This window comes from Nocardioides kongjuensis (genome assembly GCF_013409625.1).
GTDB lineage: Bacteria > Actinomycetota > Actinomycetes > Propionibacteriales > Nocardioidaceae > Nocardioides > Nocardioides kongjuensis.
In genome coordinates this window covers 570,288-592,091 of sequence record NZ_JACCBF010000001.1, presented here as the reverse complement: position 1 = coordinate 592,091, position 21,804 = coordinate 570,288, and the positions used below count along the sequence as shown (strand labels likewise).

Annotated in this window: 22 protein-coding genes and 1 tRNA gene; 9 read left to right on the top strand and 14 right to left on the bottom strand. The window is 72.7% G+C overall.

Annotated elements, in window-relative coordinates; translation table 11 throughout:
• The first annotated feature begins 34 nt into the window (after window positions 1–34).
• Window positions 35–1,444, top strand: a complete 1,410-nt coding sequence (locus tag BJ958_RS02825; protein WP_179725361.1) for a hypothetical protein — start codon at window positions 35–37, stop codon at window positions 1,442–1,444.
• Here the strand turns inward: BJ958_RS02825 and BJ958_RS02820 are convergent.
• Both BJ958_RS02820 and BJ958_RS02815 read right to left on the bottom strand, forming a co-directional pair.
• Complete coding sequence (locus BJ958_RS02820) at window positions 1,437–2,813, bottom strand: sensor histidine kinase (RefSeq protein WP_246318998.1); 1,377 nt, start codon at window positions 2,811–2,813, stop codon at window positions 1,437–1,439. The two genes, BJ958_RS02825 and BJ958_RS02820, sit on opposite strands and share 8 nt — an antisense overlap.
• A 7-nt stretch (window positions 2,814–2,820) precedes the next feature.
• Window positions 2,821–3,537: a response regulator transcription factor gene (locus BJ958_RS02815; RefSeq protein WP_179725359.1), complete on the bottom strand. Its 717-nt coding sequence runs from the start codon at window positions 3,535–3,537 to the stop codon at window positions 2,821–2,823.
• Window positions 3,538–3,652: 115 nt separating this feature from the next.
• On the opposite strand from BJ958_RS02815, the gene BJ958_RS02810 reads away from it, so the two are divergent.
• Window positions 3,653–4,072, top strand: a complete 420-nt coding sequence (locus BJ958_RS02810) for a hypothetical protein (RefSeq protein WP_179725357.1) — start codon at window positions 3,653–3,655, stop codon at window positions 4,070–4,072.
• Window positions 4,073–4,138: 66 nt separating this feature from the next.
• On the opposite strand, the gene BJ958_RS02805 is transcribed toward BJ958_RS02810, so the two are convergent.
• The 3 genes from BJ958_RS02805 to dnaG all read right to left on the bottom strand — a co-directional run bounded on the left by BJ958_RS02805 (window position 4,139) and on the right by dnaG (window position 6,698).
• A tRNA-Asn gene (locus BJ958_RS02805) sits at window positions 4,139–4,214 on the bottom strand.
• A 77-nt stretch (window positions 4,215–4,291) separates the two neighbouring features.
• A complete protein-coding gene (locus tag BJ958_RS02800) occupies window positions 4,292–4,792 on the bottom strand; it encodes a hypothetical protein (protein WP_179725355.1) in 501 nt (166 codons plus the stop codon).
• 10 nt (window positions 4,793–4,802) lie between these two features.
• Complete coding sequence (dnaG, locus tag BJ958_RS02795) at window positions 4,803–6,698, bottom strand: DNA primase (protein ID WP_179725352.1); 1,896 nt, start codon at window positions 6,696–6,698, stop codon at window positions 4,803–4,805.
• 179 nt (window positions 6,699–6,877) lie between these two features.
• Here dnaG and BJ958_RS02790 point away from each other — a divergent pair, with 179 nt between their 5' ends.
• Both BJ958_RS02790 and BJ958_RS02785 read left to right on the top strand, forming a co-directional pair.
• Window positions 6,878–7,681 carry a L,D-transpeptidase gene (locus tag BJ958_RS02790; RefSeq protein ID WP_179725350.1) on the top strand — a complete coding sequence of 268 codons (804 nt, stop codon included), beginning with the start codon at window positions 6,878–6,880 and terminating at the stop codon, window positions 7,679–7,681.
• A gap of 53 nt (window positions 7,682–7,734) precedes the next feature.
• Window positions 7,735–8,685 (top strand): hypothetical protein, encoded by a 951-nt coding sequence (locus tag BJ958_RS02785; protein ID WP_179725348.1) that lies wholly within the window; start codon window positions 7,735–7,737, stop codon window positions 8,683–8,685.
• A 68-nt stretch (window positions 8,686–8,753) separates the two neighbouring features.
• Here BJ958_RS02785 and BJ958_RS02780 read toward each other — a convergent pair whose 3' ends face one another.
• Genes BJ958_RS02780 through BJ958_RS02770 form a run of 3 tightly spaced genes read right to left on the bottom strand, consistent with a single transcriptional unit; the run spans window position 8,754 to window position 11,106 of the window.
• Window positions 8,754–9,317: a dihydrofolate reductase family protein gene (locus tag BJ958_RS02780; RefSeq protein ID WP_179725346.1), complete on the bottom strand. Its 564-nt coding sequence runs from the start codon at window positions 9,315–9,317 to the stop codon at window positions 8,754–8,756.
• 27 nt (window positions 9,318–9,344) lie between these two features.
• Window positions 9,345–10,568 (bottom strand): deoxyguanosinetriphosphate triphosphohydrolase, encoded by a 1,224-nt coding sequence (locus BJ958_RS02775; protein WP_179725344.1) that lies wholly within the window; start codon window positions 10,566–10,568, stop codon window positions 9,345–9,347.
• A 19-nt stretch (window positions 10,569–10,587) separates the two neighbouring features.
• Window positions 10,588–11,106, bottom strand: coding sequence for a VOC family protein (locus tag BJ958_RS02770; RefSeq protein WP_179725342.1), 519 nt, complete (start codon window positions 11,104–11,106; stop codon window positions 10,588–10,590).
• Between the two features lie 88 nt (window positions 11,107–11,194).
• Between BJ958_RS02770 and BJ958_RS28355 the strand changes: the two genes are divergently transcribed.
• Window positions 11,195–12,142 carry a helix-turn-helix transcriptional regulator gene (locus BJ958_RS28355; protein ID WP_179725340.1) on the top strand — a complete coding sequence of 316 codons (948 nt, stop codon included), beginning with the start codon at window positions 11,195–11,197 and terminating at the stop codon, window positions 12,140–12,142.
• On the opposite strand, the gene BJ958_RS02760 is transcribed toward BJ958_RS28355, so the two are convergent.
• The gene (locus tag BJ958_RS02760; protein WP_179725338.1) at window positions 12,075–13,334 is read right to left on the bottom strand and encodes an MFS transporter; all 1,260 of its coding nucleotides are present in this window, start codon (window positions 13,332–13,334) and stop codon (window positions 12,075–12,077) included. The two genes, BJ958_RS28355 and BJ958_RS02760, sit on opposite strands and share 68 nt — an antisense overlap.
• A 70-nt stretch (window positions 13,335–13,404) precedes the next feature.
• Between BJ958_RS02760 and BJ958_RS02755 the strand changes: the two genes are divergently transcribed.
• Window positions 13,405–14,292, top strand: coding sequence for a LysR family transcriptional regulator (locus BJ958_RS02755; protein WP_179725336.1), 888 nt, complete (start codon window positions 13,405–13,407; stop codon window positions 14,290–14,292).
• Here BJ958_RS02755 and BJ958_RS02750 read toward each other — a convergent pair.
• The 5 genes from BJ958_RS02750 to BJ958_RS02730 all read right to left on the bottom strand — a co-directional run bounded on the left by BJ958_RS02750 (window position 14,286) and on the right by BJ958_RS02730 (window position 18,970).
• Entirely contained in the window at window positions 14,286–15,143 is an 858-nt protein-coding gene (locus BJ958_RS02750; RefSeq protein ID WP_179725334.1) for a VldE C-terminal domain-containing protein, read from the bottom strand. The two genes, BJ958_RS02755 and BJ958_RS02750, sit on opposite strands and share 7 nt — an antisense overlap.
• 142 nt (window positions 15,144–15,285) lie before the next feature.
• On the bottom strand, window positions 15,286–16,428 hold the full coding sequence (gene dusB / locus BJ958_RS02745) for a tRNA dihydrouridine synthase DusB (protein WP_179725332.1): 1,143 nt from the start codon (window positions 16,426–16,428) through the stop codon (window positions 15,286–15,288).
• Window positions 16,425–17,180, bottom strand: a complete 756-nt coding sequence (locus tag BJ958_RS02740) for a hypothetical protein (protein WP_179725330.1) — start codon at window positions 17,178–17,180, stop codon at window positions 16,425–16,427. Before BJ958_RS02740 ends, dusB begins: the two co-directional genes overlap by 4 nt.
• Window positions 17,174–18,571, bottom strand: coding sequence for a glycine--tRNA ligase (locus BJ958_RS02735; RefSeq protein WP_179725328.1), 1,398 nt, complete (start codon window positions 18,569–18,571; stop codon window positions 17,174–17,176). Before BJ958_RS02735 ends, BJ958_RS02740 begins: the two co-directional genes overlap by 7 nt.
• Before the next feature lie 84 nt (window positions 18,572–18,655).
• Entirely contained in the window at window positions 18,656–18,970 is a 315-nt protein-coding gene (locus BJ958_RS02730) for an antibiotic biosynthesis monooxygenase family protein (protein WP_179725326.1), read from the bottom strand.
• Between the two features lie 71 nt (window positions 18,971–19,041).
• Here BJ958_RS02730 and BJ958_RS02725 point away from each other — a divergent pair, with 71 nt between their 5' ends.
• Genes BJ958_RS02725 through BJ958_RS02715 form a run of 3 tightly spaced genes read left to right on the top strand, consistent with a single transcriptional unit; the run spans window position 19,042 to window position 21,796 of the window.
• The gene (locus BJ958_RS02725) at window positions 19,042–19,992 is read left to right on the top strand and encodes a metal ABC transporter substrate-binding protein (RefSeq protein WP_179725324.1); all 951 of its coding nucleotides are present in this window, start codon (window positions 19,042–19,044) and stop codon (window positions 19,990–19,992) included.
• Entirely contained in the window at window positions 19,989–20,792 is an 804-nt protein-coding gene (locus tag BJ958_RS02720) for a metal ABC transporter ATP-binding protein (protein ID WP_246318997.1), read from the top strand. Before BJ958_RS02725 ends, BJ958_RS02720 begins: the two co-directional genes overlap by 4 nt.
• A complete protein-coding gene (locus BJ958_RS02715; protein WP_273518334.1) occupies window positions 20,789–21,796 on the top strand; it encodes a metal ABC transporter permease in 1,008 nt (335 codons plus the stop codon). The genes BJ958_RS02720 and BJ958_RS02715 overlap by 4 nt, the downstream gene beginning before the upstream one ends.
• Window positions 21,797–21,804 lie beyond the last annotated feature (8 nt).

The following is a 21,804-nucleotide window of genomic DNA, read 5'->3' as shown; positions in this document are numbered from 1 at the left end:
GGCCGTTCGAACATGTGTGCGATAGAATCAAGCCATGATCTCGGACCTCTCGGAAGCCACGCCGGAGCAGCTGCTCCACGCGGCCGAAGACCGCGTCCGCATGGCCCGCCAGGTCGAGGTCGACAAGCTCGAGCTGCTGCTCGCCTGGGCCGACCTCCACTCCGGAGACCCGCAAGCCGAGCCCGGTGCCGTACCGGTCCGGTTCGGTGGTCCGCGGCTGATCGCCCTCGGTGGGGACGGCACCCCCGAGGTCCAGGACCTGGCGTTGGTCGAGATCGCGATCGCCCGCCACGAGGGCGTGCTGACCACCCGCAATGCCCTGGCCGACGCGTTCGACCTGCGCCACCGCCTCCCTGCTGTGTGGGCCGGTGTGAAGGCCGGTCGGTGCGAGGTGTGGGTGGTCCGCAAGGTCGCCCGCTGGTCCCGCAAGCTCGACCCTCACCAGGTCAAGGTCGTCGACGACGCGGTCGCCGCCGCGTTGGACGAGGCACCCTCACGGATCCTCACGATCGCCGAAGCCAAGATCATCGAGGCCGACCCGGTCGCCCACGCGAAGCGGATCAGCGACAACCAGAAGACCAAGGGCGTCTGGTACCCCACACCCCGACCCGGCTCCCAGGTCGACGACACCGACGGCACCGGCACCACTGCCGGGATCGCAACGGTGTTCGCCCGTCTCGACGAGGCCGACGCCCTCGAGCACGCCGCCATGGTCGAGCACCTCGCCACCGCCCTGGCTGAGCAGGCAGCACCGCCCGCCGACGGCGAAGCGCCCCTGGGGATGGACCACTGGCGCGCCGAGGCCTTCGCGATGCTCGCCGACCCCGCCGCCGTCCTCGCGTTCCTCCACGGAACCAACGACGAAGACGCTGAGCCCGAACCCAGCCCCATCCCGGCTGCGGAGATCGTCGTCCACCTCGCCCAACAGGCCGACGGCACCCTCGGCCCCCTGTCCCGCGTCGAAGGCCTCGGCCCGCGGCTCCTCGACCAGGTCCGCGACCTGCTCCGCCGCCACACCACCATCACCCTCACCCCGGTCATCGACCTCCACACCGGCCGCTCGGTCAACGGCTACGAGCACCCCACCGACGTCAAACACCGCACCGAGCTGCGCACCATCGGAGACGTGTTCCCCCACGCCACCGGCCTCTTCACCCGGCACGGCCGGGCACCCGACCACGACCACACAGTCCCGTATGACCGGCACGGCCCGCCCGGCCAGACCGGCGACCACAACGACACCCCACTCACCCGGCACCACCACCGAGCCAAGACCCACCTCGGCTACACCGTCCTGCAGCTCGGACCCGACCGCTGGGTCTGGGGCACACCCCACGGCCTCCACCGCCTCGTCACCGGCAGCGGCACGACCACCATCACCAGAGCCGAGTACCACCTGCACGCACAGCACGCCGTCGTCCTCGCCGACGGCCTGGCTAGCTGAGCCTCACGCTCACGAGCGTGTCGCCGGGCACGCTGTGCAGCGTGACCGATCCGCCGTGCGCGCTGACGATCGCCTGCACCAGCGCGAGACCGAGGCCGATCCCGTCGGAGCGGTGCCGGGACGCGTCACCGCGGGTGAACCGCTCGAAGGCGGTGTCCACCAGGTCGGGCGGGAAGCCCGGTCCGTCGTCGTGGACGTCGAAGCCGTCGGGGCGGACCGTCACCGTGACGGTGGTGCCGGCGGGCGTGTACTTGCGGGCGTTGGTCAACAGGTTGGTCACGACCTGGTGCAGGCGGTGCTCGTCGCCCGTGGTCTCGACGGGCTCGCCGTCGTCGGGCAGCACGATCCGCCAGCGGTGGTCCGGGGCGATGACCCGGGCGTCGTCCACGGCCTCGAGCAGCAGCCGGGTCAGGTCGACCGGCTCGGCGGCGAGCGGGCGCCCCGCATCGATGCGCGCCAGCAGGAGCAGGTCCTCGACCAGGGCGGTCATCCGGCCGGCCTCCTCCTCGACCTTGGCCAACGCGACGGCTGTGGTCTCGGCGTCGCCGCGGCGTCGCGCGAGCTCGGTGTAGCCGGCGATCGTGGTCAGCGGCGTGCGCAGCTCGTGGGACGCATCAGCCACGAACTGGCGGACCTGCTGCTCGCTGCGGTGCCGCGCCGAGAGCGAGGACTCGACGTGGTCCAGCAGCTGGTTGAGGGCGAGGCCGACCTGGCCGGCCTCGGTGCGCGGGTCGGTGAGGCGCTCGGGAACACGCTCGGCGATGGCGATCTCGCCCTCGTCGAGCGGGGTCACGGCGACGGCGTGGGCGGTGGCGGCGACCTCGGTGAGGGGACGCAGCTGACGGCGTACGACGGCGGTGCCGGCCAGCGCCGCCACCACCGTGCCGAGCAGGCCGAGGACGATCTCGAGCCGGACGAGGGAGCCGGTCGCCTCGTCGACGTCCTCGGTGGGCAGCCCGGCGACGACGCGGACGCCGTCCGGAGTGCGCCCGGCGACGACCCGGTAGTTCCCCAGACCGGGCAGGTCGACGGTGGACGGCTCCTGCCCGACGTGCTCGAGGGCGTCGAGGACGTCGTCGCCCAGGGCGCGGTCGACGTAGCTCGTGCTGTCGACGGCGACCACGCTGCCCTGGCGGTCGCCGTTGACGAAGATCGCCTGGAGGGTGCCGGGCGCCCCGGCCAGGCCGCGGTCGGGGCCGGGACCGCGGCGCAGCGTCTGGACGACGTCGGAGTCCAGGCGGTGGGTCAGCCAGGCGTGCATGCCGAGCGTGGTCACCGTGCCGACGAGCAGCGACACCACCGCGACCAGGGCCACGGCGGTGATGACGAGCCGTGCGGTGAGCGAGTGCGGCCAGAGCCGGTCCATCATCCGGCCGTCATCCGGCCGGCTTGAGCACGTAGCCCGCGCCGCGCATCGTGTGGATCATCGGTTCGCGGCCGGCGTCGATCTTCTTGCGCAGGTAGGAGATGTAGAGCTCGACGACGTTGGCCTGGCCGCCGAAGTCGTAGTTCCAGACGCGGTCGAGGATCTGGGCCTTGCTGAGGACCCGGCGCGGGTTGCGCATGAGGTAGCGCAGCAGCTCGAACTCCGTCGCGGTCAGCGCGATCTCCTCGCCGGCACGGGTGACCTCGCGGCTGTCCTCGTCGAGGACCAGGTCGCCGACGACGAGCGTCGAGCGGCTCTGCTCCACGGCGGTGCCGGCACGGCGTACCAGCGCCCGCAGGCGGGCGACGAGCTCCTCGAGGGAGAACGGCTTGGTGACGTAGTCGTCGCCGCCTGCCGTGAGGCCGGCAACCCGGTCCTCGACGGCGTCGCGGGCGGTCAGGAAGAGCACCGGGACGCTCGGGTCGTCGGCACGGATCCGGCGCAGCACCTCCATGCCGTCGTGGTCGGGCAGCATCATGTCGAGGACGACGACGTCCGGCCCCTGGCTGCGCACCGCCGCGACCGCGTCGGCGCCGGTGTGGGCGGTCTCGACCGCCCAGCCCTCGTAGCGCAGCGCCATCGCCACGAGCTCGGCGATGTTGACCTCGTCGTCGACGACGAGGGCGCGCAGCGGGGTGCCGTCGGGGCGGGTCGCGGCCTGGGTCATGACAGGAGACTGTGCCACCAACCTGTGCGGATCCTGTGGATCCCTTGTGCGGATCCTGCGGCTCCTCACGGCCGGGTCACAGGGTCAGCACAGGGTCCGGGGCGAGCGTGGGGACATGACCCAGCACGACGACCCGACCCCCGACCCGACCCCCGCACCTGAGCCGGTGCCCGCGACGGCCGACGTCCAGCGGCCGCCCGACGTGCCGCCCGCTCCCCCGGCGCCCGCGCCGGTCCTCAAGACGCGCTGGCGCGACCGGGCGTTCAACCTGCGCGCCATGGTCGCGGTCGGCCTGGCCGGTCTCGTGCTCGGCGCGGGCGCCGGTGCGGGGACGGCGCTGGTCGCCGGACACGACGACGGCCCCGACTTCCGCCACCAGCGGATAGGCGGGCCCGGCGAGCGCGAGTTCCCCGGCTGGGACGGGCGCGACGACCAGGGCGCTCCGCCGCCCGGGATGGGCCAGGTCCCGCCCGGGTCGCCACAGGACCAGGACGACCCCTCCAGCGGTACGTCGCAGGCCCCGTCGAGCAGCTGAGCCGGGCCGTCCCGGGGGCCGGGAACGACGAAGCCCCGCCGGGTGGTCCCGGCGGGGCTCTCGCGTTGGCTCCCCCGATTGGACTCGAACCAATAACCCTGCGATTAACAGTCGCATGCTCTGCCAGTTGAGCTACGGGGGAAAGCTGCTCTCCACCGCGTGGTGGAAGCGGGGAAACACTAGCAAGGAGGCGGCCGTCGCCTGAAATCGAGGTGGCGCTCAGGGGGTGACGTCGGCCCGGGCGGCGGCCAGCGCCTCCTGGACGACGGCGTCGACCCGCGGGTCGGCAGGGTCCAGGCCGTCGTCGTACTCGACGAACCAGGCCAGCTCGCCACGGGTGCCGGGCGCGCGACGGGCGAGGATGCGCACCTGGCGGCGGCCCGAGACCGCGACGTGGCGCTGGACGGCGATGCTGGCCGTGACCCGCTCGCGGACCAGCTCGAGGAGGCGGCCGGCGTCGTCGAGGCGCAGCAGGTGGACCGGGCTCGGCTCACCGAAGCCCGCGACCTCGACCACGCGGAGCGTGGACTCCTCGTGGTCCCAGTCGGCGCTGGCGACCTGCTCCCACGGGACCCGGTCGGGCAGGTAGAGCGCGTCGCGGGTGCCGCCGACCAGGCGCGGGCCGTCGCCGGGCTGCCGGACCCTGGCCCGGGCGAGCAGCCGCTCCCCCGGGGCGACCGGGAACGGCGGGCGGCGCGGCGGCAAGGGTGCCCACCTCATGTCCACGGCCTCACTGGCTGCCGACGATCTTCTCGCGCAGGGTGCGCCGGTGCTGCTCGAGCGCGGCGAGCTCGCCGAACATCTTGTTGTAGTCGGTCGGGTGGTCGAGCGGGTTGGTGCGCTGGAGCCGCGACTTCACCTCGTCGATGCGGCGCAGGACGGTGAGCTCCTGGAGCCGGAACAGGTGGGTCGCGATGTAGCCGGCGTCGATGTCACGGTTGGCGGGGATCGGCTCGACCGCGAGTGCACTGATGATCGAGGACACGGCGGGGTCCGTGGCGGCGTCGCGGACATGGGCGACCCAGCCGGCGTCGTTCTGGCCCGCGACCGCACCGCCGGCTGCGGTGATCGCCTCCCAGACGCCCCGGTAGGTCGGGTGCACGAAGTCGTTGAGGCCGATGTCGGCGCTGGTGCGGCCGATCGCCACCGGGTGCTGGAGGACGAGTTTGAGCGTCTCGCGCTCGATGCCGAACCGCGGGTCGCGTAGGTCCGGGACCCGGGCCGCGGGCGGCGGCGCCTCGGGGGTCCGCTCGGCGGCGCGGGGGGTCTTCATGCCCCGGTCGGGCTGGGGGCCCTTGGCCGCGGCACGTCGTACGGCGGCCAGGACCTGGTTGGTGTCGATGTCGGCTCCGACCAACCGGGAGATCTCCTGCGCGAAGGCCGTGACCTTGGACTGGTCGCGCACCGAGGCGACCAGCGCGGCAGCGTCGCGGACGGCGTCGATGCGGCCGTCCGCGCGGTCGAGGTCGTGGCGCTTGACGACGTTCTCGAGCACGAAGCGGTACAGCGGGCGGCGGCTGGCGATCAGCTCGCGGACCGCGTCGTCGCCCTTCTTGATCCGCAGGTCGCAGGGATCCATGCCCTCGGGGGCGACCGCGACGTAGGTCTGGGACACGAAGCGCTGGTCGCCCTCGAAGGTGCGCAGCGCGGCCTTCTGGCCGGCCTCGTCGCCGTCGAAGGTGAACACGACCTCGCTGCGCAGCTCGGCGTGGTCGTCGAGGAAGCGGCGCAGGACGCGGGCGTGGTCGTCGCCGAAGGCGGTGCCGCAGGTGGCGACCGCGGTCTCGACGCCGGCGAGGTGGCAGGCCATCACGTCGGTGTAGCCCTCGACGACGACGGCCTTGGAGGTGAGCGCGATCGGCTTGCGGGCCAGGTCGATGCCGTAGAGGACCTGGCTCTTCTTGTAGATCGGGGTCTCGGAGGTGTTGAGGTACTTGGCCTCGATCCGGTCGTCCTCGAAGATCCGGCGGGCCCCGAACCCGATGGTGTCGCCGTTGGTCTCGCGGATCGGCCACAGCAGGCGACCACGGAACTTGTCGTAGAGCGAGCGGCCCATCGCCACGAGTCCGGCGGCGATCACCTCCTCGCGGGTGAACTTGCGGCCGCTGAGGTGGCGCCACAGCGCCTCCCCGTCGCGCGGCGCGAAGCCGACGCCGAACTTCAGGGCGGCGTTCTGGTCGAACCCGCGCTCGGCCAGGAACTGCCTGGCCGCGAGCGCGTCGGGGGTGGCGAGCTGCTCGGCGTAGAACTCCTGGGCGACGGCGTGCGCCTCGACCAGGCGGCGGCGCTGCGGGCCCTTGGGCCGGTCGTCCTGGCCGGTCTCGTCGCGCCGCAGCTGGACGCCGTACTTGTCGGCCATCCGCTCGACGGCCTCGCCGAAGCTGAGACCGTCGATCTTCATCAAGAAGGTGAAGACGTCGCCGCCTTCCTGGCAGCCGAAGCAGTGGAAGAAGCCGCGGCTGGGTGTGACGTGGAAGGACGGGGACTTCTCGTCGTGGAACGGGCACAGGCCCTTCATCGACCCGCCGCCGGCGTTGCGCAGAGTGACGTACGACGACACGACCTCGTCGATCTTGACCCGCTCGCGGACCGCGGCGATGTCCTCGTCACGAATCCGGCCCACCATGCGGCGATCCTACTGAGCGGTCCGCGGGCGCCGAGCGGCAGCCGACCCGCCTGTGGAGGGGCGGGCCGACGGGGACGCGTTCTCGCGCGTCGGCGTGACCTTCGTCGCTCGGATTCGTTGCTCGATCGGGAGGACCGCACGAAGGGGTCTGGGGATGAACGTTCGGGGAGGGGCCGGGCATGGAGCAGTCACGCCGCCGTACCAGCTGGCCGGTGACCCTCGTCGTGATGATCTTCGCCCTCTCGACCCTGGTGATGGTCCTCAAGGACGGTGGGGACGACGAGACCGCGCCCGGAGCGACACCGGCGGCGTCGGTGGACCTGGACCTGAAGAAGCTGCCGGTCAGCACCACGCACACCACGATCGAGGCGGCGCCGCAGGACCCGCGCCCGACCAGGACGCCCTCGGGCACGGTGGTGCACCCCAAACGGGTCACGGCGCTGTACGACGAGCCCGACGGCAAGCCGTTCGGCAAGGTGCGGCCCACGGAGTTCGGCGACGTCTGGCTGCCGGTGATCACCCGCAACCGCGACTGGGTGCAGGTGCTGCTGCCGTCGAAGCCGAACGGCTCGACGGGGTGGATCCGGGGCTCCGAGCTGGCCGAGGCGCACAGCCGCTTCCGCGTCGAGGTGCACCTCGGCGAGCGCACGCTGAGGCTGTTCGAGGACGACGCACTGGTCGGGACCTGGACCGTGGCGATCGGTGCCAGCGGCACCCCCACGCCGGTCGGGCGGACCTTCGTGCTCGGTCAGATCATCGACGACAAGCAGCCGTTCTCGCCGGTGATCATGCCGCTCGGCACGCACAGCGAGACCCTCGACTCCTACGGCGGCGGGCCCGGCACGGTGGCCCTGCACGGCTGGACCGACCCGTCGGTCTTCGGCAAGGCGATCAGCCACGGCTGCGTGCGGGTGCCCGATGACGCCCTCGACCTGCTGCGCACCGTCCCGATCGGCACCCCGGTCATGGTCGACGAGGCCTGACGCCCACGAACTGCTCCACCTCGGGGACAAGTGATGAAGATGAAGGGAACACCATGAAGAACAAGCGGCATCTGGCTCCGCTGGCCGGCGCCCTCGTCCTGGTGGCGGGAGCGGCGACGTCCGCGGCCGTCCTCACGGGCGGCACGGCGACCGCGGCGGGCTCCCCGTCGTCTGCCTTCGGCCTCGAGCTGTCCATCGCCGGCAACGGGGTGATCCCGCGGACCCCCGCGGTCAGCTCGACGGACGGCTCGCTCAAGACCGACTCCCTCATCGGGCTCCCCACCAACCCGGTCGCCAGCGGCGGCATCGTCAACGCGTCGGCCCAGAACGGTGCGGCCAGCGCGAGCGTCACCGACCTTGCCGTCGGCGAGGGCCTGATCAAGACCCTCAAGCTGCCCGACAGCGCCACCCAGCAGCTCAAGTCCGGCTGCACCCAGCTCACGACCGCCCTCGAGGCGATCACCGGGCCGGTCGGCGACGCGCTCGACACGATCCTGCCGCAGCTGCAGGGCGGGCTCGACCAGGTCGCGGACGCCACCAAGGGCACGCCGCTCAACCTGAGCGCTCTCGGCGCCCTCGACATCACCAAGCTGACCGACCCCGACCAGCTCAAGGCGCTGTGCGACGTGCTGACCGGTGACCTCAAGGTCGTCGGCGCGGGCGCGGTCGAGGCCAGGTGCACCGGCAACACCGGCACCACCACCATCGCGAACCTCAAGGCCCTCGGCCTGCCGGTGAACGTCGACACCAAGAAGGCCAACCAGTCGGTCAAGGTCTTCGACGTCCCCGGTGTCCCGCCCGTCGTGGAGCTGGTCGTCAACCGGCAGACGGCCAACGCCGACGGCACCTTCACCGTCGACGCGCTCTACGTCAACATCCTCGACCAGGTGAAGCTCACCGTCGCCTCGGCGACCTGCGGCAACGTCACCAGCGACAAGGCGCCGGTCCCCGGCGACGCCCCGGCGCCGAAGCCGGTCAAGGAGCACGTCGCGGTCACCGGCTGACACCGGCACCCTGAATCGCCCCGGTCGGCCCGTCGCGCACCAGCGCGGCGGGCCGACCGGCTTTCCGGCTAGCGGACGACCCGGTGGTGCAGGAAGACGACGCCGCAGCCGAAGGTGCGGGTCTCGACCAGCTCGAGGTCGACACGGCGCTCGTCGCGCAGGAAGTACGGCGTGCCGCCGCCGACCAGGACCGGGTAGACCCGGATCCGGAACTCGTCGACCAGGCCCGCGTCGAGGAGCTGGGCCGCGAGGTCGGCGCCGCCGACGGCGATGTCGCCCTCCCCCGGCTCGGCCCGCAGCCGCTCCACCTCGTCGACCAGCCCACCGGGCAGGAGCCGGGCGTTGCCCTCGACCTCGGCGAGCGTGGTGGAGAAGACGACCTTCGGGATCCTGCGCCAGCGGCGGGCGAACTCGCCGGTGGAGAAGCCGAGCCCGGGCATCTCGTCGACCGTCTCCCACACCAGCATCGCCTCGTAGAGGCGGCGCCCCAGCAGGTGGACGCCGACCCCGGCGACCTCCTCGGTGCTGAACCCGAACACCTCCTCGTCGGGCGCCGTCCAGGCGAACTCGCCGTCCGGCCCGATCACGAAGCCGTCCAGGGAGACGCCCATCGAGTAGGTGACCTTGCGCATCGCGAGCTCCTGTCTCGTCGTACCTCGTCAGCCCAGCAGCCGGTCGTGCCAGGCGACGGCGCTGGCGTCGGTCAGCGAGGCGACCTGGTCGATGACGACCCGGGTCCGGGCCGCGTCGTCGGGCGCGGCGTGCCAGTCGGCGGCGTACGTCTCGTCGAGGGCGTCCGGGCCGCGGTCGAGGAGCATCTCGACCAGGGCGGAGAGCAGCTCGCGCTGGCGGACCTGGAGCGCGACCCGGTCGGCCGCCTCCATCACGTAGTGCGCGGCGATGCCCTTGAGCACGGTGATCTCGGCCCAGGTGTCGGCCGGGATGACGAGGTCGCCGGCGTAGCGGACGAAGGGGCCCTCGGTGGCGGCGAAGGTCGCCTGCTGCACGGCGCCGCAGAACCTGCCGATCAGGTCGCTGGTGAGGTTCTTGAGCGCGGCGAGGCCCGCCCGGCCTCCGTCGTACGGCGTCCGCGGCCAGCTCCCGACGGCACGCAGCCGGTCGAGCACGGCGTCCAGCTCCGCGTCGGTCGCGTCGGGGCGGTACCAGACGCGGACCGTGTCCCACAGGGCCGCGGTGTCGAGGTGGGTCAGGTCGACCTTGCCGGCGACCGTGCCGTCCTCGACGTCGTGGACGGAGTAGGCGACGTCGTCGGCGAGGTCCATCACCTGTGCCTCGAGGCAGCGGCCCCCGGCGGGCGCGCCGGCCCGGAGCCAGTTGAAGGCGGGCAGGTCGTCGTCGTACACCCCGAACTTGCCGGCGTGCGCCTCTGCCTCGGCTCGCCCCCACGGGTACTTCGTGCAGGCGTCGAGCGTGGCTCGGGTCAGGTTGAGCCCGGCGCCCGGGGTCTTGGCCTCGAGCCGGGTGAGCAGCCTCAGGGTCTGTGCGTTGCCCTCGAACCCGCCGCAGGTGGACGCCAGCTCGGCCAGCGCGCGCTCGCCGTTGTGGCCGAACGGCGGGTGGCCGAGGTCGTGGGCCAGGGCCGCCGTCTCGGTGATGTCGGGGTGGATGCCCATCGCGCGTGACAGGTCCCGCGCGATCTGGGCGACCTCCAGGCTGTGGGTCAGCCGGTTGCGGACGAAGTCGTCGCTCTGCGGGCCGACCACCTGGGTCTTGGCGGCGAGGCGCCGGAAGGACGCCGCGTGCACGACCCGCGCCCGGTCGCGCTCGAAGGGCAGCCGCTCGGGCGCCTCCACCCGCTTCGGCGGCTCGGGCACGATCCGGTCGCGCGCGTGCGCGTCGTACCCCTGCTCGACCGGGTCCACGCAGCGACCCTAGTCGGGTTCAGCGCACGGGCGCGCTGCTTCGTCCCTCGGCGCGTCCGCTGAGCTCGGCGTCGAGCGTCTCCTGCGCGACACGCATCAGCTCGGCGTACCGGGGCTCCTGGAGGCGCTGCCACATGACGTCCTCCGGCACGTCCTCGACCTGGCTGACGACCCACCAGATGTTGCCGAACGGGTCCTTGATCCGGCCACCACGCTGCCCGAAGGCACTGTCGCCCGGCTCGGTCACGACGGTGGCACCGGCACCGGTCGCCCGGGCGAAGGCCGCGTCGGCGTCGGGGACCCAGACCCGCAGCAGGCTGGGCATCGCGGGCCACTCGGGGCGGCGGTCGAAGGCGAGCACGACGGTGTCACCGACGCGGACCTCGCCGTGACCGATGGTGCCGTCCGCGGTCGCGACCCGGGCCAGCTCCTCGCCACCGAGGACCTCGGTGACGAAGTCGAGGAAGGCTCCGGTGTCGTCGGTGACGACCCAGGGCGCGACGGTGGTGTAGCCCGCGGGGACGTGGGGCTCGGTCATGGCGGTTTCCTTCCGTGGGGGATGTCGCGGCCCACGCTAGGACGGATATAGGACCGTTCCTGTCCTCATTTCGGGAGAGGATGGAGACATGTCCGGACCGACCTCGCGCCTCCTCTCGCTGCTGTCGTTGCTGCAGACCGCCCGGACCTGGTCCGGCAGCGAGCTCGCCGAGCGGCTCGAGGTCACCCAGCGCACCGTGCGGCGCGACATCGACCGGCTGCGCGAGCTGGGCTACCCGATCGAGGCCGACCTGGGGGTCCACGGGGGCTACCGCCTGGTCGCCGGTACGTCGATGCCCCCACTCCTCCTCGAGGACGACGAGGCGGTCGCCGTCGCGCTCGGCCTGCGCACGATCGCCGTGCTCGGCCTGCCGGAGCTCGAGGACGCCGGCGTCCGGGCGCTCACCAAGCTCGGCCAGTCCCTCCCCCCACGCCTGCGCCACCGGGTCCGCACCCTCGCTGCGAGCACCACCACCTGGCGCTCCCCCACCGGCAGCGCCGCCGACCCCGAGGTGCTGACGGTCCTGGCCGCCGCGGCAGCCAACCGGGAACGGGTCCGGATGGACTACGAGACCCGAGACGGCCGCCACGGGCCCCGCCACGTCGAGCCCCGCCACCTGGTCAGCGCCCACCGGCGCTGGTACCTCGTCGCGTTCGACCTCGACCGCGACGACTGGCGCACCTTCCGGGTCGACCGGATCCTCGAGCCCCGTGCCACCGGCGCCCGGGCCCGACACGACCTGCCGGCACCGGACGTGTCGGCCCACCTCGAGCAGGGCGAGCAGGCGCTCGGCACGACGTACCGCGCCGACGTGACCCTGCACCTGCCCGTCGCCACGGCCAGGGAGCGGCTCCGGGACCACCTCGGCGACGGCACGCTCGCCCCCGACGGCGAGCACACCCGGTGGCGCAGCACCGAGGACACCCCGGAGTGGCTGGCGATGCGGCTGCTCCTGCTGGACTGCGGGTTCACCGTGCACGGACCGCCGGCGCTGAGAGAGCGCCTCGACGCGATCCACGAGCGGACACGCCGCTGAGCACGGGACCGTCGGCCGCGGCCAGTCCCGCGATGCCGAGGCATCCGGCCGCCATCGTGGCTCCGAGGACCAACCAGCCGAGCGGGCCGAGGGCGAGCACGAGCGGGAGGGCGATGCTGGGGCCGACGATGCGGGCCGCGCTGGTCGACATGGAGTACGCCGCCTGGTAGCGGCCCTCCGCCGCTGCGGGGACGTCGCTGAGCGCGACCCGCCAGGTGGCCAGCCCGCCGCCGACCTCGCCGACGGTCAGGGCGAGGACGCCGGCGATCACCACGACGCTGAACGCGGCCGGCGACTCGGCCCGGGCCGAGAGGGCCAGCAGCGTGCCGGCGGCAGCCAGGGCGAGCGCGGCGACGAGTGCCGTGCGAACCGTGGTCCGCGTCGAGGTCACCCGCGCCGCCCACGGCCGCTGCCCGACGATCACCGCGACGGTGTTGAGCGCCAGCGCCACCGCGGACAACCAGGCCGGACCGCCGGCCCGGACCACGACCCACACGGGGAGGATCACCGAGAGCACCGGCATCGTCAGCTGGATGGCCGCAGCGAGCCCGAGGGCCGTCGCGAACCGGCGGTCGCGCAGGGCGAGCAGCATCCCGCCACGGGCGGCGCTCCCGGCCGGGGCACCGGCGCCGGGACGGCCGGTCAGGGCGACCAGGAGGACGGCGGCCAGCACCATGGTGACCGCGCCGACGCCGTACGCCGTCGCGGTGGTGGGCCCGAGGTCGACGGCGGCCAGGAGGGCGCCGATCGTCGTGCCGCCTCCGATGCCGGCGTTCAGCAGCATGTGCATGGTGGCCCGGATGGCCAGCCGGTCACCAGGTTCGGCGCCGTCGACCGCGAGCGCCTGGCGCGCGGCCCCCGAGGCGGACTGGGCGACCGCGAACGCGATCGCCGCGGTCGTGAACCCGGCGCCGGTGTCGGCGAGGGCGTATCCGGCGAGAGCGGCGGCCGCCAGGGCGGAGAACGCGGCGGCGGCCCGCCCCAGCCCGAGCCGGTCGGTGAGCAGGCCCAGCGGGACCGCCAGGGCGATCGCGGCACCCGCGCCCATGGCCAGGACGAGGCCGACGGTCGCGGGTGGCAGGTCGAGGGCGACGGTGGCGTGCAGGACGACCGTCGAGAGCACGATGCCCTCGACCGTCGCGGTGCCGAGCTGGACGGTGCGGATCAGCCGCTGCCGGGTGGTGGTTTCCATGACCCCAGCGTGCGCCGCGGCTACCCAGTAGTCCAACAGATGCTGCTGATGCCAGCTAGTATCTCTGCTCATGGAGGTGCACCAGCTCCGGTACGCACTCGCGGTCGCCGACGAGGGCTCGTTCACGGCGGCTGCCCAGGCCCTGCACGTCACGCAGTCCGGCGTCAGCGCCCAGGTCGCGCTGCTCGAGCGTGAGCTCGACACGCGGCTCTTCGACCGGACGCCGAAGGGGACGCGGGTCGCCCCGTCGGCGGTCCCGGTCCTCGACCAGGTCCGTCGTGCTCTCGCCGAGCTGGACCGGGTGCGGACGACGGCAGACGAGATCAACGGCCTGGTCAGCGGGACGGTCGCCGTCGGCACGGTCGCCGGGTTGTCCTGGCCGGCGTTCCTCGACGGGATCCAGTCGGTCCACGACGACCACCCCGGCCTGGAGCTCTCCTTGCGCGAGGGACGCTCCTTCGAGCTGCAGGCCGACGTCGTGGCCGGGCGCCTCGACGTCGCGCTGGTCTCGTGGCCGGACCAGCCGCTGGCCGGGCTGTCGTCCTGGGTGGCCCTCGACGAGCGCGTCGTCGCCGTCGTCGGTCCCCGGCACCCGTGGACGGCGCGGGCGCAGGTCTCTGCCGCAGAGCTCCTCCACGTGCCGGTGATCTGCACCTCCGAGGGCACCGGCATGCGGCTGGCCTACTCGACCCTGATGCGGGCCGAGGGCCTGGCCGCGCCGGTGTCCTGGGACGTCACCCTGCCGACCACGGCACGCGCCCTGGCCGCGCGGGGCCTCGGCGTCGCCGTCGTGACGAGCTCGTCGGCGGACGCCCCCAGCGACCTGCACCAGGTGCGGATCGCCTCGGCGCACGCCACGTCGCGGCTCGGCCTGGTCTGGCGCGCCGACCCGCCGCCGTCGGCCGCCGCCCGCGCGACGCTCGCGACGCTACGCGCGCACCTGGAGCAGCCTCAGTAGACCGAGACGTGCACGTGGTCGTAGTGGTTGGCGGTGGCCGAACCACGGTTCGGCATGCCCCGCCAGCCCTCCCCGGAGCGCTCCACCGACCAGATCTTCTGGGAGAAGATGATGTAGGAGACGCCGAGCGCGGCGTAGTTGGCGCGGACGAACTCCGCGACCTTCCACCCCTCGGCGCCCGAGGTCATGATGTCGACGGCGTGGCCGGTCTCGTGGTCCCCGGAGATCGAGGCGCCGCGGAAGGTGCCGTAGACGCTGATGTCGGGGAAGTTGGCGCAGACGGCCTCGTGGATCTTCTTGATGCTCGGGCTCACGGCCGAGGGCACCGAGGTGCCGTTGGTGCACGGACCACCGAGCGTCGGAGGCTTCTCGTCGGTGAAGTAGCCCGCGGTGACCCAGCGGGACTTGCCGTCGACGACGACCTCGGCGCGGTCGGCGTACTTCCGTCCGGTGACGAGGACCTTCTCGCCCTCGTCGATCTCGCCGACCTCCTTGCCGCGCTTGTCGGGCCGCGACCACAGGTTGAGGGAGGTGGAGGTCCACCGCTTCCTCGCCTCGGCGACGGCCTGCGCGGTCGCCGAGTCGGAGAGCAGGGCGTCGAGCTTGGTGCCGATGGCGTCGGCGGAGCGGTCCGTGCTGCGGGAGATGAGCGGGAGCCGGTTGCCGGTGTCGCCGACGGAGCCGGCAGCGGCCTTGGAACGGTCGACCGCCACGAGGTCGGAGCTGGGGGCCGAGGAGTTGAGGACGCCTCCCGTGACGACCGCGGTGGTCGCGAGGGCGGCGAGGGAGCCGGCCAGTACGGCGGCTCGGGGGGTACGTCGCGCGGTTTCCCGCTTGTGGCTGGTGGCCACGCGCTGATCCTTTGCTGTTGCTTGCAGATGCGTCCCGAGAACCCTGACCTGCGCCAGAGCATCGTGCCACTAGAGCACAACGATCAAGCCTTCAACCAATTGGTGAGACCGCTCACCGAGGTGAGTCGGCTCACCCCACGGCTCACCCGCCGGTGGTCTCGTCGACGTCCTCGAGCACGCCGACGCCCCCGCCGGAGAGCCCGTCGGTGTCGTCGAGCCAGCCCTCCGGGAGCACGATCCGCGAGCGCGGCGCACCCTGCCGGCCGCGCGGCGCGCCCAGCTCGGAGGCCGGGAACGGCTCGGCCGGGTCGAGCTCGGCCAGCAGCCGGTCGAGGGCCGCCAGCGAGTCGACCAGGCCGAGCGAGCGGCGCAGCTCGCCGCCCGCCCGGAAGCCCTTGAGGTACCAGGTGACGTGCTTGCGGAACTCCTTGCAGCCCCGCTCCTCCCCCATGTGCTCGCACAGCAGCTCGGCGTGCCGGCGCATCATCGCGGCCACCTCGCCGAGGGTCGGCAGCGTGGTCTCGCCCGGCCCGTCGTCGGAGAAGGCCGCGGCGAGGTCGCGGAACAGCCAGGGCCGGCCCAGGCAGCCGCGGCCGACGACGACACCGGCGGCACCGGTCTCCTCGATCATCCGCAGCGCGTCGGCCGCCTCCCAGATGTCACCGTTGCCGAGGACCGGGATGTCGACGCTCGCGACCAGCTCGCCGATCGCGTCCCAGTCGGCCTGGCCCGAGTAGGCCTGGGCGACGGTCCGCCCGTGCAGCGCGATCGCGGCGACGCCGGTCTCCTGGGCGATCCGGCCGGCGTCGAGGAAGGTGAGGTGGTCGTCGTCGAGGCCCTTGCGGGTCTTCATCGTCACCGGGACGTCGTAGGGCGCCGCGGCGGCGACCGCCTCCTCGAGGATCGCCCCGAGCAGGTTGCGCTTCCACGGCAGCGCGCCGCCGCCGCCCTTGCGGGTGACCTTGGGGACCGGGCAGCCGAAGTTGAGGTCGACGTGCGCGACGCCGTACTCCTCGCAGAGGATCCTGGTCGCCTGGCCGACGTAGGTCGGGTCGGTGCCGTAGAGCTGGACGGAGCGGACCGTCTCGGCCTCGTCGAAGACGAGCATCCGCTTCGTCGTCTCGTCGCCCTCGACCAGCCCGCGGCTGGTGATCATCTCGCAGACGTACAGCCCGGCACCGTGCTCGGCGCACAGGCGGCGGTAGGCCGCGTTGGTGATGCCCGCCATGGGGGCGAGCACCACCGGGGTGGGCACGTCGAGGGTGCCCAGGCGCAGGCCGGTCACGACGCTTCGTCGGACGGGGCGCCGGAGGGGGTGCCGGACGCCGTCCCCTGTGCCGACGCCGACTCCGACGGCTGCTCGCCGGCCTCGTGCTTCTTGCCCTTCTTCTTGCCCGGCTTCTCGACCGGGCTCAGCTCGCCGCTCCAGGTGATCGGGTCGAGGCCGCCGAACGGCGGGAACGAGACGTTCTCGAGCGCGTGGGTCGGGGCGATGAAGTAGACCTGGCACAGCTCGGCGGTGGCGCCGGCCGCGAACGGCGTCGGCAGCGGGTCGCCGGAGCAGACCGGCAGCTGGTCGGCCTTGTAGTAGTTGGGCGCCTCGAGCGTGGTGCCGTCGTCACCCCACAGCACGTTGTCGAGCCGCAGCCCCCCGAGGTCGGTGTCACCGACGTTGGTGAGCCTCACCCGGACGAAGTACGGCGTCCGCGCGGCCGTGGCCGCGTCGACGTTCCACCCCGGGAAGGACTCCTGGAAGGAGGTGCGCTCGATCCGCTCGACGCTCACCGCGAGCACGCCGACCTCGTCCTGGCGGCGCTGGAAGGCGACGACGCCCTCCTCGCCGAGGCCGAGCTGCGTGCCCGGCTCGGTGAGGGTGACGTCGCTGGGCACCGGCAGGTAGTCGGCCGCGGCGCTCGAGGTCGCCTCGGTCGGCTTCGGCTTCCTCGTGCCCTTCGGGTCGTCCGATCCGCAGCCCGAGAGGCCGGCGGCCACCGCGAGGGCGACCACCGGCACGGCGACGGACCGGACGCTCAGCATCCGACGAGCCGCTCGGCGAAGTAGGAGGTCAGCTTGGACAGCGAGACCCGCTCCTGGGACATGGTGTCGCGGTCGCGCACGGTGACGGCCTGGTCCTCGAGGGTGTCGAAGTCGACGGTGACGCAGTACGGCGTACCGATCTCGTCCTGACGGCGGTAGCGCTTGCCGATCGCGCCGGCGTCGTCGAAGTCGACGTTCCACAGGGCGCGCAGCTCGGTCGCGACGGCCTTGGCCTTCGGGGTGAGGTCCTCGTTGCGGCTCAGCGGGAGCACCGCGGCCTTGACCGGGGCCAGGCGCGGGTCGAGGCGCAGCACGGTCCGCTTGTCGACGCCGCCCTTGGTGTTGGGCGCCTCGTCCTCGGCGTAGGCGTCGACGAGGAAGGTCATCAGGCTGCGCGAGAGACCGGCTGCCGGCTCGATGACGTAGGGGACGTAGCGGGTGTTGGAGGCCTGGTCGAAGTACGACAGGTCCTTGCCCGACGCCTCGGCGTGGGTCGACAGGTCGAAGTCGGTGCGGTTGGCGATGCCCTCGAGCTCACCCCACTCGGAGCCGGCGAACCGGAAGCGGTACTCGATGTCGACGGTCCGCTTGGAGTAGTGGGACAGCTTCTCCTTGGCGTGCTCGTAGTGGCGCAGGTTGTCGGGGTTGATGCCGAGGTCCGTGTACCACTTCGTGCGGGTGTCGATCCAGTACTGGTGCCACTCCTCGTCCTCACCCGGCTTGACGAAGAACTCCATCTCCATCTGCTCGAACTCGCGGGTGCGGAAGATGAAGTTGCCCGGCGTGATCTCGTTGCGGAAGCTCTTGCCGATCTGCGCGATGCCGAACGGGGGCTTCATCCGCTGCGAGGTCACCACGTTGGCGAAGTTGAGGAAGATGCCCTGCGCGGTCTCGGGACGCAGGTAGTGCAGGCCCGACTCGTCCTCGATGACGCCGAGGTAGGTCTTGAGCAGGCCCGAGAACTGGCGCGGCTCGGTCCAGGCGCCACGGCTGCCGCAGTTGGGGCAGGCGATCTCGGACATCGGGACCGTGTCGGGGTCCTCGATCCCCTTCTTCTCGGCGTACGCCTCCTGCAGGTGGTCGGCGCGGAACCGCTTGTGGCACGACTGGCACTCGGTCAGCGGGTCGGTGAACGTCGCGACGTGGCCCGACGCCTCCCAGGTCTGCCGCGGCAGGATCACGCTGGAGTCCAGGCCGACCACGTCGTCGCGGCTCTGCACCATCGAGCGCCACCACTGGCGCTTGATGTTCTCCTTGAGCTCCACTCCCAGCGGGCCGTAGTCCCAGGCCGAGCGGGTGCCGCCGTAGATCTCGCCACAGGGGTAGACGAAGCCTCGACGCTTCGCGAGGGAGACGACCTGGTCGACGGTGGACGGGGGCGGCTTGGCCACGGTGAATTCCTTGTGTGGGACGAGCCCGGCTGGCTGTCGGGCGGGTGTGTGATGACGGCGCGCTCGGGCGCGCGGAGCAAGTGCCTAGGTTACGCGAGGCTCCACCACGTTCAGCACTCCGCCGGGCTCCACGACCTCGTAGGCGCCGGGCTCGTCGACGGCCCGGCTGAGCACGGGCACGCCGTGCAGCTTGAGGTCGTAGGTCGACAGGGCGCGCCGGTAGGCGCCGACGTTGACCCAGCGGGTGGTCAGCGTCCACAGGTCAGGGTCGTCCAGGTTGCGGCCGACCCAGCCGTCGACGTACCCGGTCTGGCCGGCGAGGAGTCCGTGGACGAGCTCGAGCTCGGCCCGGAGACCGGCCGGGTCCTGCCCTGCGCGGAAGCGGTTCACGACGAGCACGGCCGCACTCTACGCAGGCGAACGGCGGCGCCGGCTTGACCGGACACCCGCCGTTGTTGAGAATGATTCTCATGCGCTTGTCTTCCGGCCTCGTCACCCTGTCCGCCGTCGCCCTCGCCGGCCCGCTCCTCGGGGGCTGCTCGGCGTTCAGCGACCCGGCCGACGACGGCAAGGTCACGGTGGCCGCGGCGTTCTACCCGCTGGCGTACGTCTCCGAGCGGGTCACCGAGGGCACCGGCGCACGGGTGGACCTGCTCACCCAGCCGGGGACCGAGCCGCACGACCTCGAGCTCACCATCAAGGAGACCGCGGACCTGGCGGACGCCGACCTGGTCGTCTACGAGTCGGGCTTCCAGCCGGCCGTCGACGACGCCGTCGAGCAGAACGCGACCGGCGCGACGCTGGACGCCACGAAGGTGGTCGACCCGGTCCCGTTCGAGGAGCACGCCGACGAGCACGCCGACGAGTCGGACCACGCGGAGGAGGGCGAGCACCACGACCACGGCGACCTCGACCCGCACTTCTGGCAGGACCCGGTCCGCGTCGCCGAGCTGGCCGACGCCGTCGCAGGCAAGCTCGCCGACGTCGACTCCGCGCACGCGGACCGCTACCGCGCCAACGCCGAGGAGCTGCGCGCCGACCTCACCTCGCTGGACGAGGCCTACACCGCTGGTCTGGCCGACTGCGAGCGTGACACCATCGTGGTGTCCCACGACGCGTTCGGCTACCTGGAGAAGTACGGCCTGCACGTCGCCTCGATCGTGGGCCTCTCCCCCGACGCCGAGCCGACCGGCGCGGTCCTCGGGGAGCTGCAGGAGCTCATCAAGACGGAAGGCATCACGACGGTGTTCAGCGAGCCGCTCAAGCCGGCGCTCGGGGAGAGCTTCGCCGCCGACCTCGGCCTGACCAACGGGGTCCTCGACCCGGTCGAGGGGCTGACCGACGCGACCGCCGACGAGGACTACCTGTCGCTGATGAAGAACAACCTCGCGACCCTGCGCACCGCGAACGGATGCCGATGAGCGTCGTCCCGGCGGTCGAGGTCCGCGACGCGAGCGTCGCGCTGGGCGGGCGGCCGGTGCTGCGGGGCATCGACGTGGCCGTCGTCCCCGGTGACTTCGTGGCCCTGATGGGCGCCAACGGCTCCGGCAAGTCCACCCTGGTGCGGGCGATGGTCGGCCTGCGGCCGCTCATCAGCGGCGAGGTGCGGCTGTTCGGCACCCCGCTGGACGAGTACGACGCGTGGAGCCGGATCGGCTACGTCCCCCAGCGCGCCACCGCCGGCTCCGGCGTCCCGGCCTCGGTGTGGGAGGTCGTCGCGGCCGGCCGGCTGACCCGGCGTCGGCTGCTGCGCCCGCTGTCCAAGCTCGACCGTGCCGCCATCGACGAGGCCCTCGAGGTCGTCGGGCTCGCCGACCGGCGCCGCGACGCGGTGACCAACCTGTCCGGCGGGCAGCAGCAGCGGGTGCTGATCGCCCGCGCCCTGGCCGGCGAGCCGGAGCTGTTCTTCCTCGACGAGCCGACCGCCGGGGTCGACCTGCCCAACCAGCAGGTGCTCGCCGACACGCTGCGCCGGCTCAAGGAGCGCGGCGCGACCATCGTGCTCGTCGCCCACGAGCTCGGGCCGCTGGCGCCGCTCGTCGACCGGGCCGTGGTGCTCCGCGACGGCCGGGTGGCCTACGACGGCGCCGCGCTGCGCGACCACGAGGTGCACCAGCCCTGGTTCGCCGAACCGCACACGCACCACCACCATCACGACCACGTGCCGCACCCGTCGACGCCGTTGGGGACCGAGCCGCACCTGCCGGGAGACATGCTGTGAGCGCCATCGAGCTGTTCAGCCAGCCGTTCATGCAGCGCGCGCTGATCGCCGCCCTGCTCACCGGCCTCGCCGCGCCGGCGATCGGCACCTTCCTCGTCCAGCGCCGCCTCGCGCTGATGGGCGACGGGATCGGCCACGTCGCCGTCACCGGTGTCGCGCTCGGCCTCGCCACCGGAGCCTCCCCCCTGTGGACGGCCGTCCTGGTCGCCGTCCTCGGCGCCGTCCTGATCGAGGTGATCCGCGAGCGCGGCCAGACCAACGGCGACGTCGCCCTGGCCCTGCTGTTCTACGGCGGCCTGGCCGGCGGCGTGTTCGTCAGCGGACTCGGCGGGCAGAGCGCTGCTGCGCTCAACCGCTACCTCTTCGGCTCGCTGACCACCATCTCGCCCGGTGACGTGCTGATCACGATGGTGCTCGCCGTCGCTGTCGTCGGACTGTGCGTCGGCCTCGCGCCACAGCTGTTCGCGGTCGCCCAGGACCAGGAGTTCGCGCGGGTCGCGGGGCTGCGGGTGCGGGTCTACAACGTGCTCGTCGCCGTGCTGGCCGCCGTGTCGGTGACCGTCGCGATGCGCACGGTCGGCCTGCTGCTCGTCTCCGCGCTGATGGTCGTCCCGGTCGCCACCGCCCAGCAGCTGACCCGGTCCTTCCGCACGACCATCGGCGCCGCCATGGTCCTCGGCACCCTGGCCTCGGTCGGCGGGCTGGTGACGGCCACCTTCGCGTCGTACCAGGCGACGGTGGCGCCCGGCCCGACGATCGTGCTGCTCGCCCTCGCGTGCTACGCCGTCGCCTGGCCGATCGGCACCTGGCAGCGCCGCCGGGCCCGGCTGCGCGAGCCCTTCGCCTCAGGCCAGGCAGTCCCCTTGCACGACGCCTGCGGCGAGCACCCGCACGCCCACGGCCCCGGGTGCGGCCACCTCGCCGTACCCCACGACGACCACGTCGACTACGTGCACGACGGGCACCGCCACGCCGTGCACGGCGGGCACTACGACGAGCACTGAGCCGGCCG

Excerpts from the sequence above, each read along its gene's own strand:
- BJ958_RS02825 (WP_179725361.1), top strand. The coding sequence starts at position 35 with ATGATCTCGGACCTCTCGGAAGCCACGCCGGAGCAGCTGCTCCACGCG.
- BJ958_RS02820 (WP_246318998.1), bottom strand. The coding sequence starts at position 2,813 with ATGATGGACCGGCTCTGGCCGCACTCGCTCACCGCACGGCTCGTCATC.
- BJ958_RS02815 (WP_179725359.1), bottom strand. The coding sequence starts at position 3,537 with ATGACCCAGGCCGCGACCCGCCCCGACGGCACCCCGCTGCGCGCCCTC.
- BJ958_RS02810 (WP_179725357.1), top strand. The coding sequence starts at position 3,653 with ATGACCCAGCACGACGACCCGACCCCCGACCCGACCCCCGCACCTGAG.
- BJ958_RS02800 (WP_179725355.1), bottom strand. The coding sequence starts at position 4,792 with ATGAGGTGGGCACCCTTGCCGCCGCGCCGCCCGCCGTTCCCGGTCGCC.
- dnaG (WP_179725352.1), bottom strand. The coding sequence starts at position 6,698 with ATGGTGGGCCGGATTCGTGACGAGGACATCGCCGCGGTCCGCGAGCGG.
- BJ958_RS02790 (WP_179725350.1), top strand. The coding sequence starts at position 6,878 with ATGGAGCAGTCACGCCGCCGTACCAGCTGGCCGGTGACCCTCGTCGTG.
- BJ958_RS02785 (WP_179725348.1), top strand. The coding sequence starts at position 7,735 with ATGAAGAACAAGCGGCATCTGGCTCCGCTGGCCGGCGCCCTCGTCCTG.
- BJ958_RS02780 (WP_179725346.1), bottom strand. The coding sequence starts at position 9,317 with ATGCGCAAGGTCACCTACTCGATGGGCGTCTCCCTGGACGGCTTCGTG.
- BJ958_RS02770 (WP_179725342.1), bottom strand. The coding sequence starts at position 11,106 with ATGACCGAGCCCCACGTCCCCGCGGGCTACACCACCGTCGCGCCCTGG.
- BJ958_RS28355 (WP_179725340.1), top strand. The coding sequence starts at position 11,195 with ATGTCCGGACCGACCTCGCGCCTCCTCTCGCTGCTGTCGTTGCTGCAG.
- BJ958_RS02760 (WP_179725338.1), bottom strand. The coding sequence starts at position 13,334 with ATGGAAACCACCACCCGGCAGCGGCTGATCCGCACCGTCCAGCTCGGC.
- BJ958_RS02755 (WP_179725336.1), top strand. The coding sequence starts at position 13,405 with ATGGAGGTGCACCAGCTCCGGTACGCACTCGCGGTCGCCGACGAGGGC.
- BJ958_RS02740 (WP_179725330.1), bottom strand. The coding sequence starts at position 17,180 with ATGCTGAGCGTCCGGTCCGTCGCCGTGCCGGTGGTCGCCCTCGCGGTG.
- BJ958_RS02725 (WP_179725324.1), top strand. The coding sequence starts at position 19,042 with ATGCGCTTGTCTTCCGGCCTCGTCACCCTGTCCGCCGTCGCCCTCGCC.
- BJ958_RS02720 (WP_246318997.1), top strand. The coding sequence starts at position 19,989 with ATGAGCGTCGTCCCGGCGGTCGAGGTCCGCGACGCGAGCGTCGCGCTG.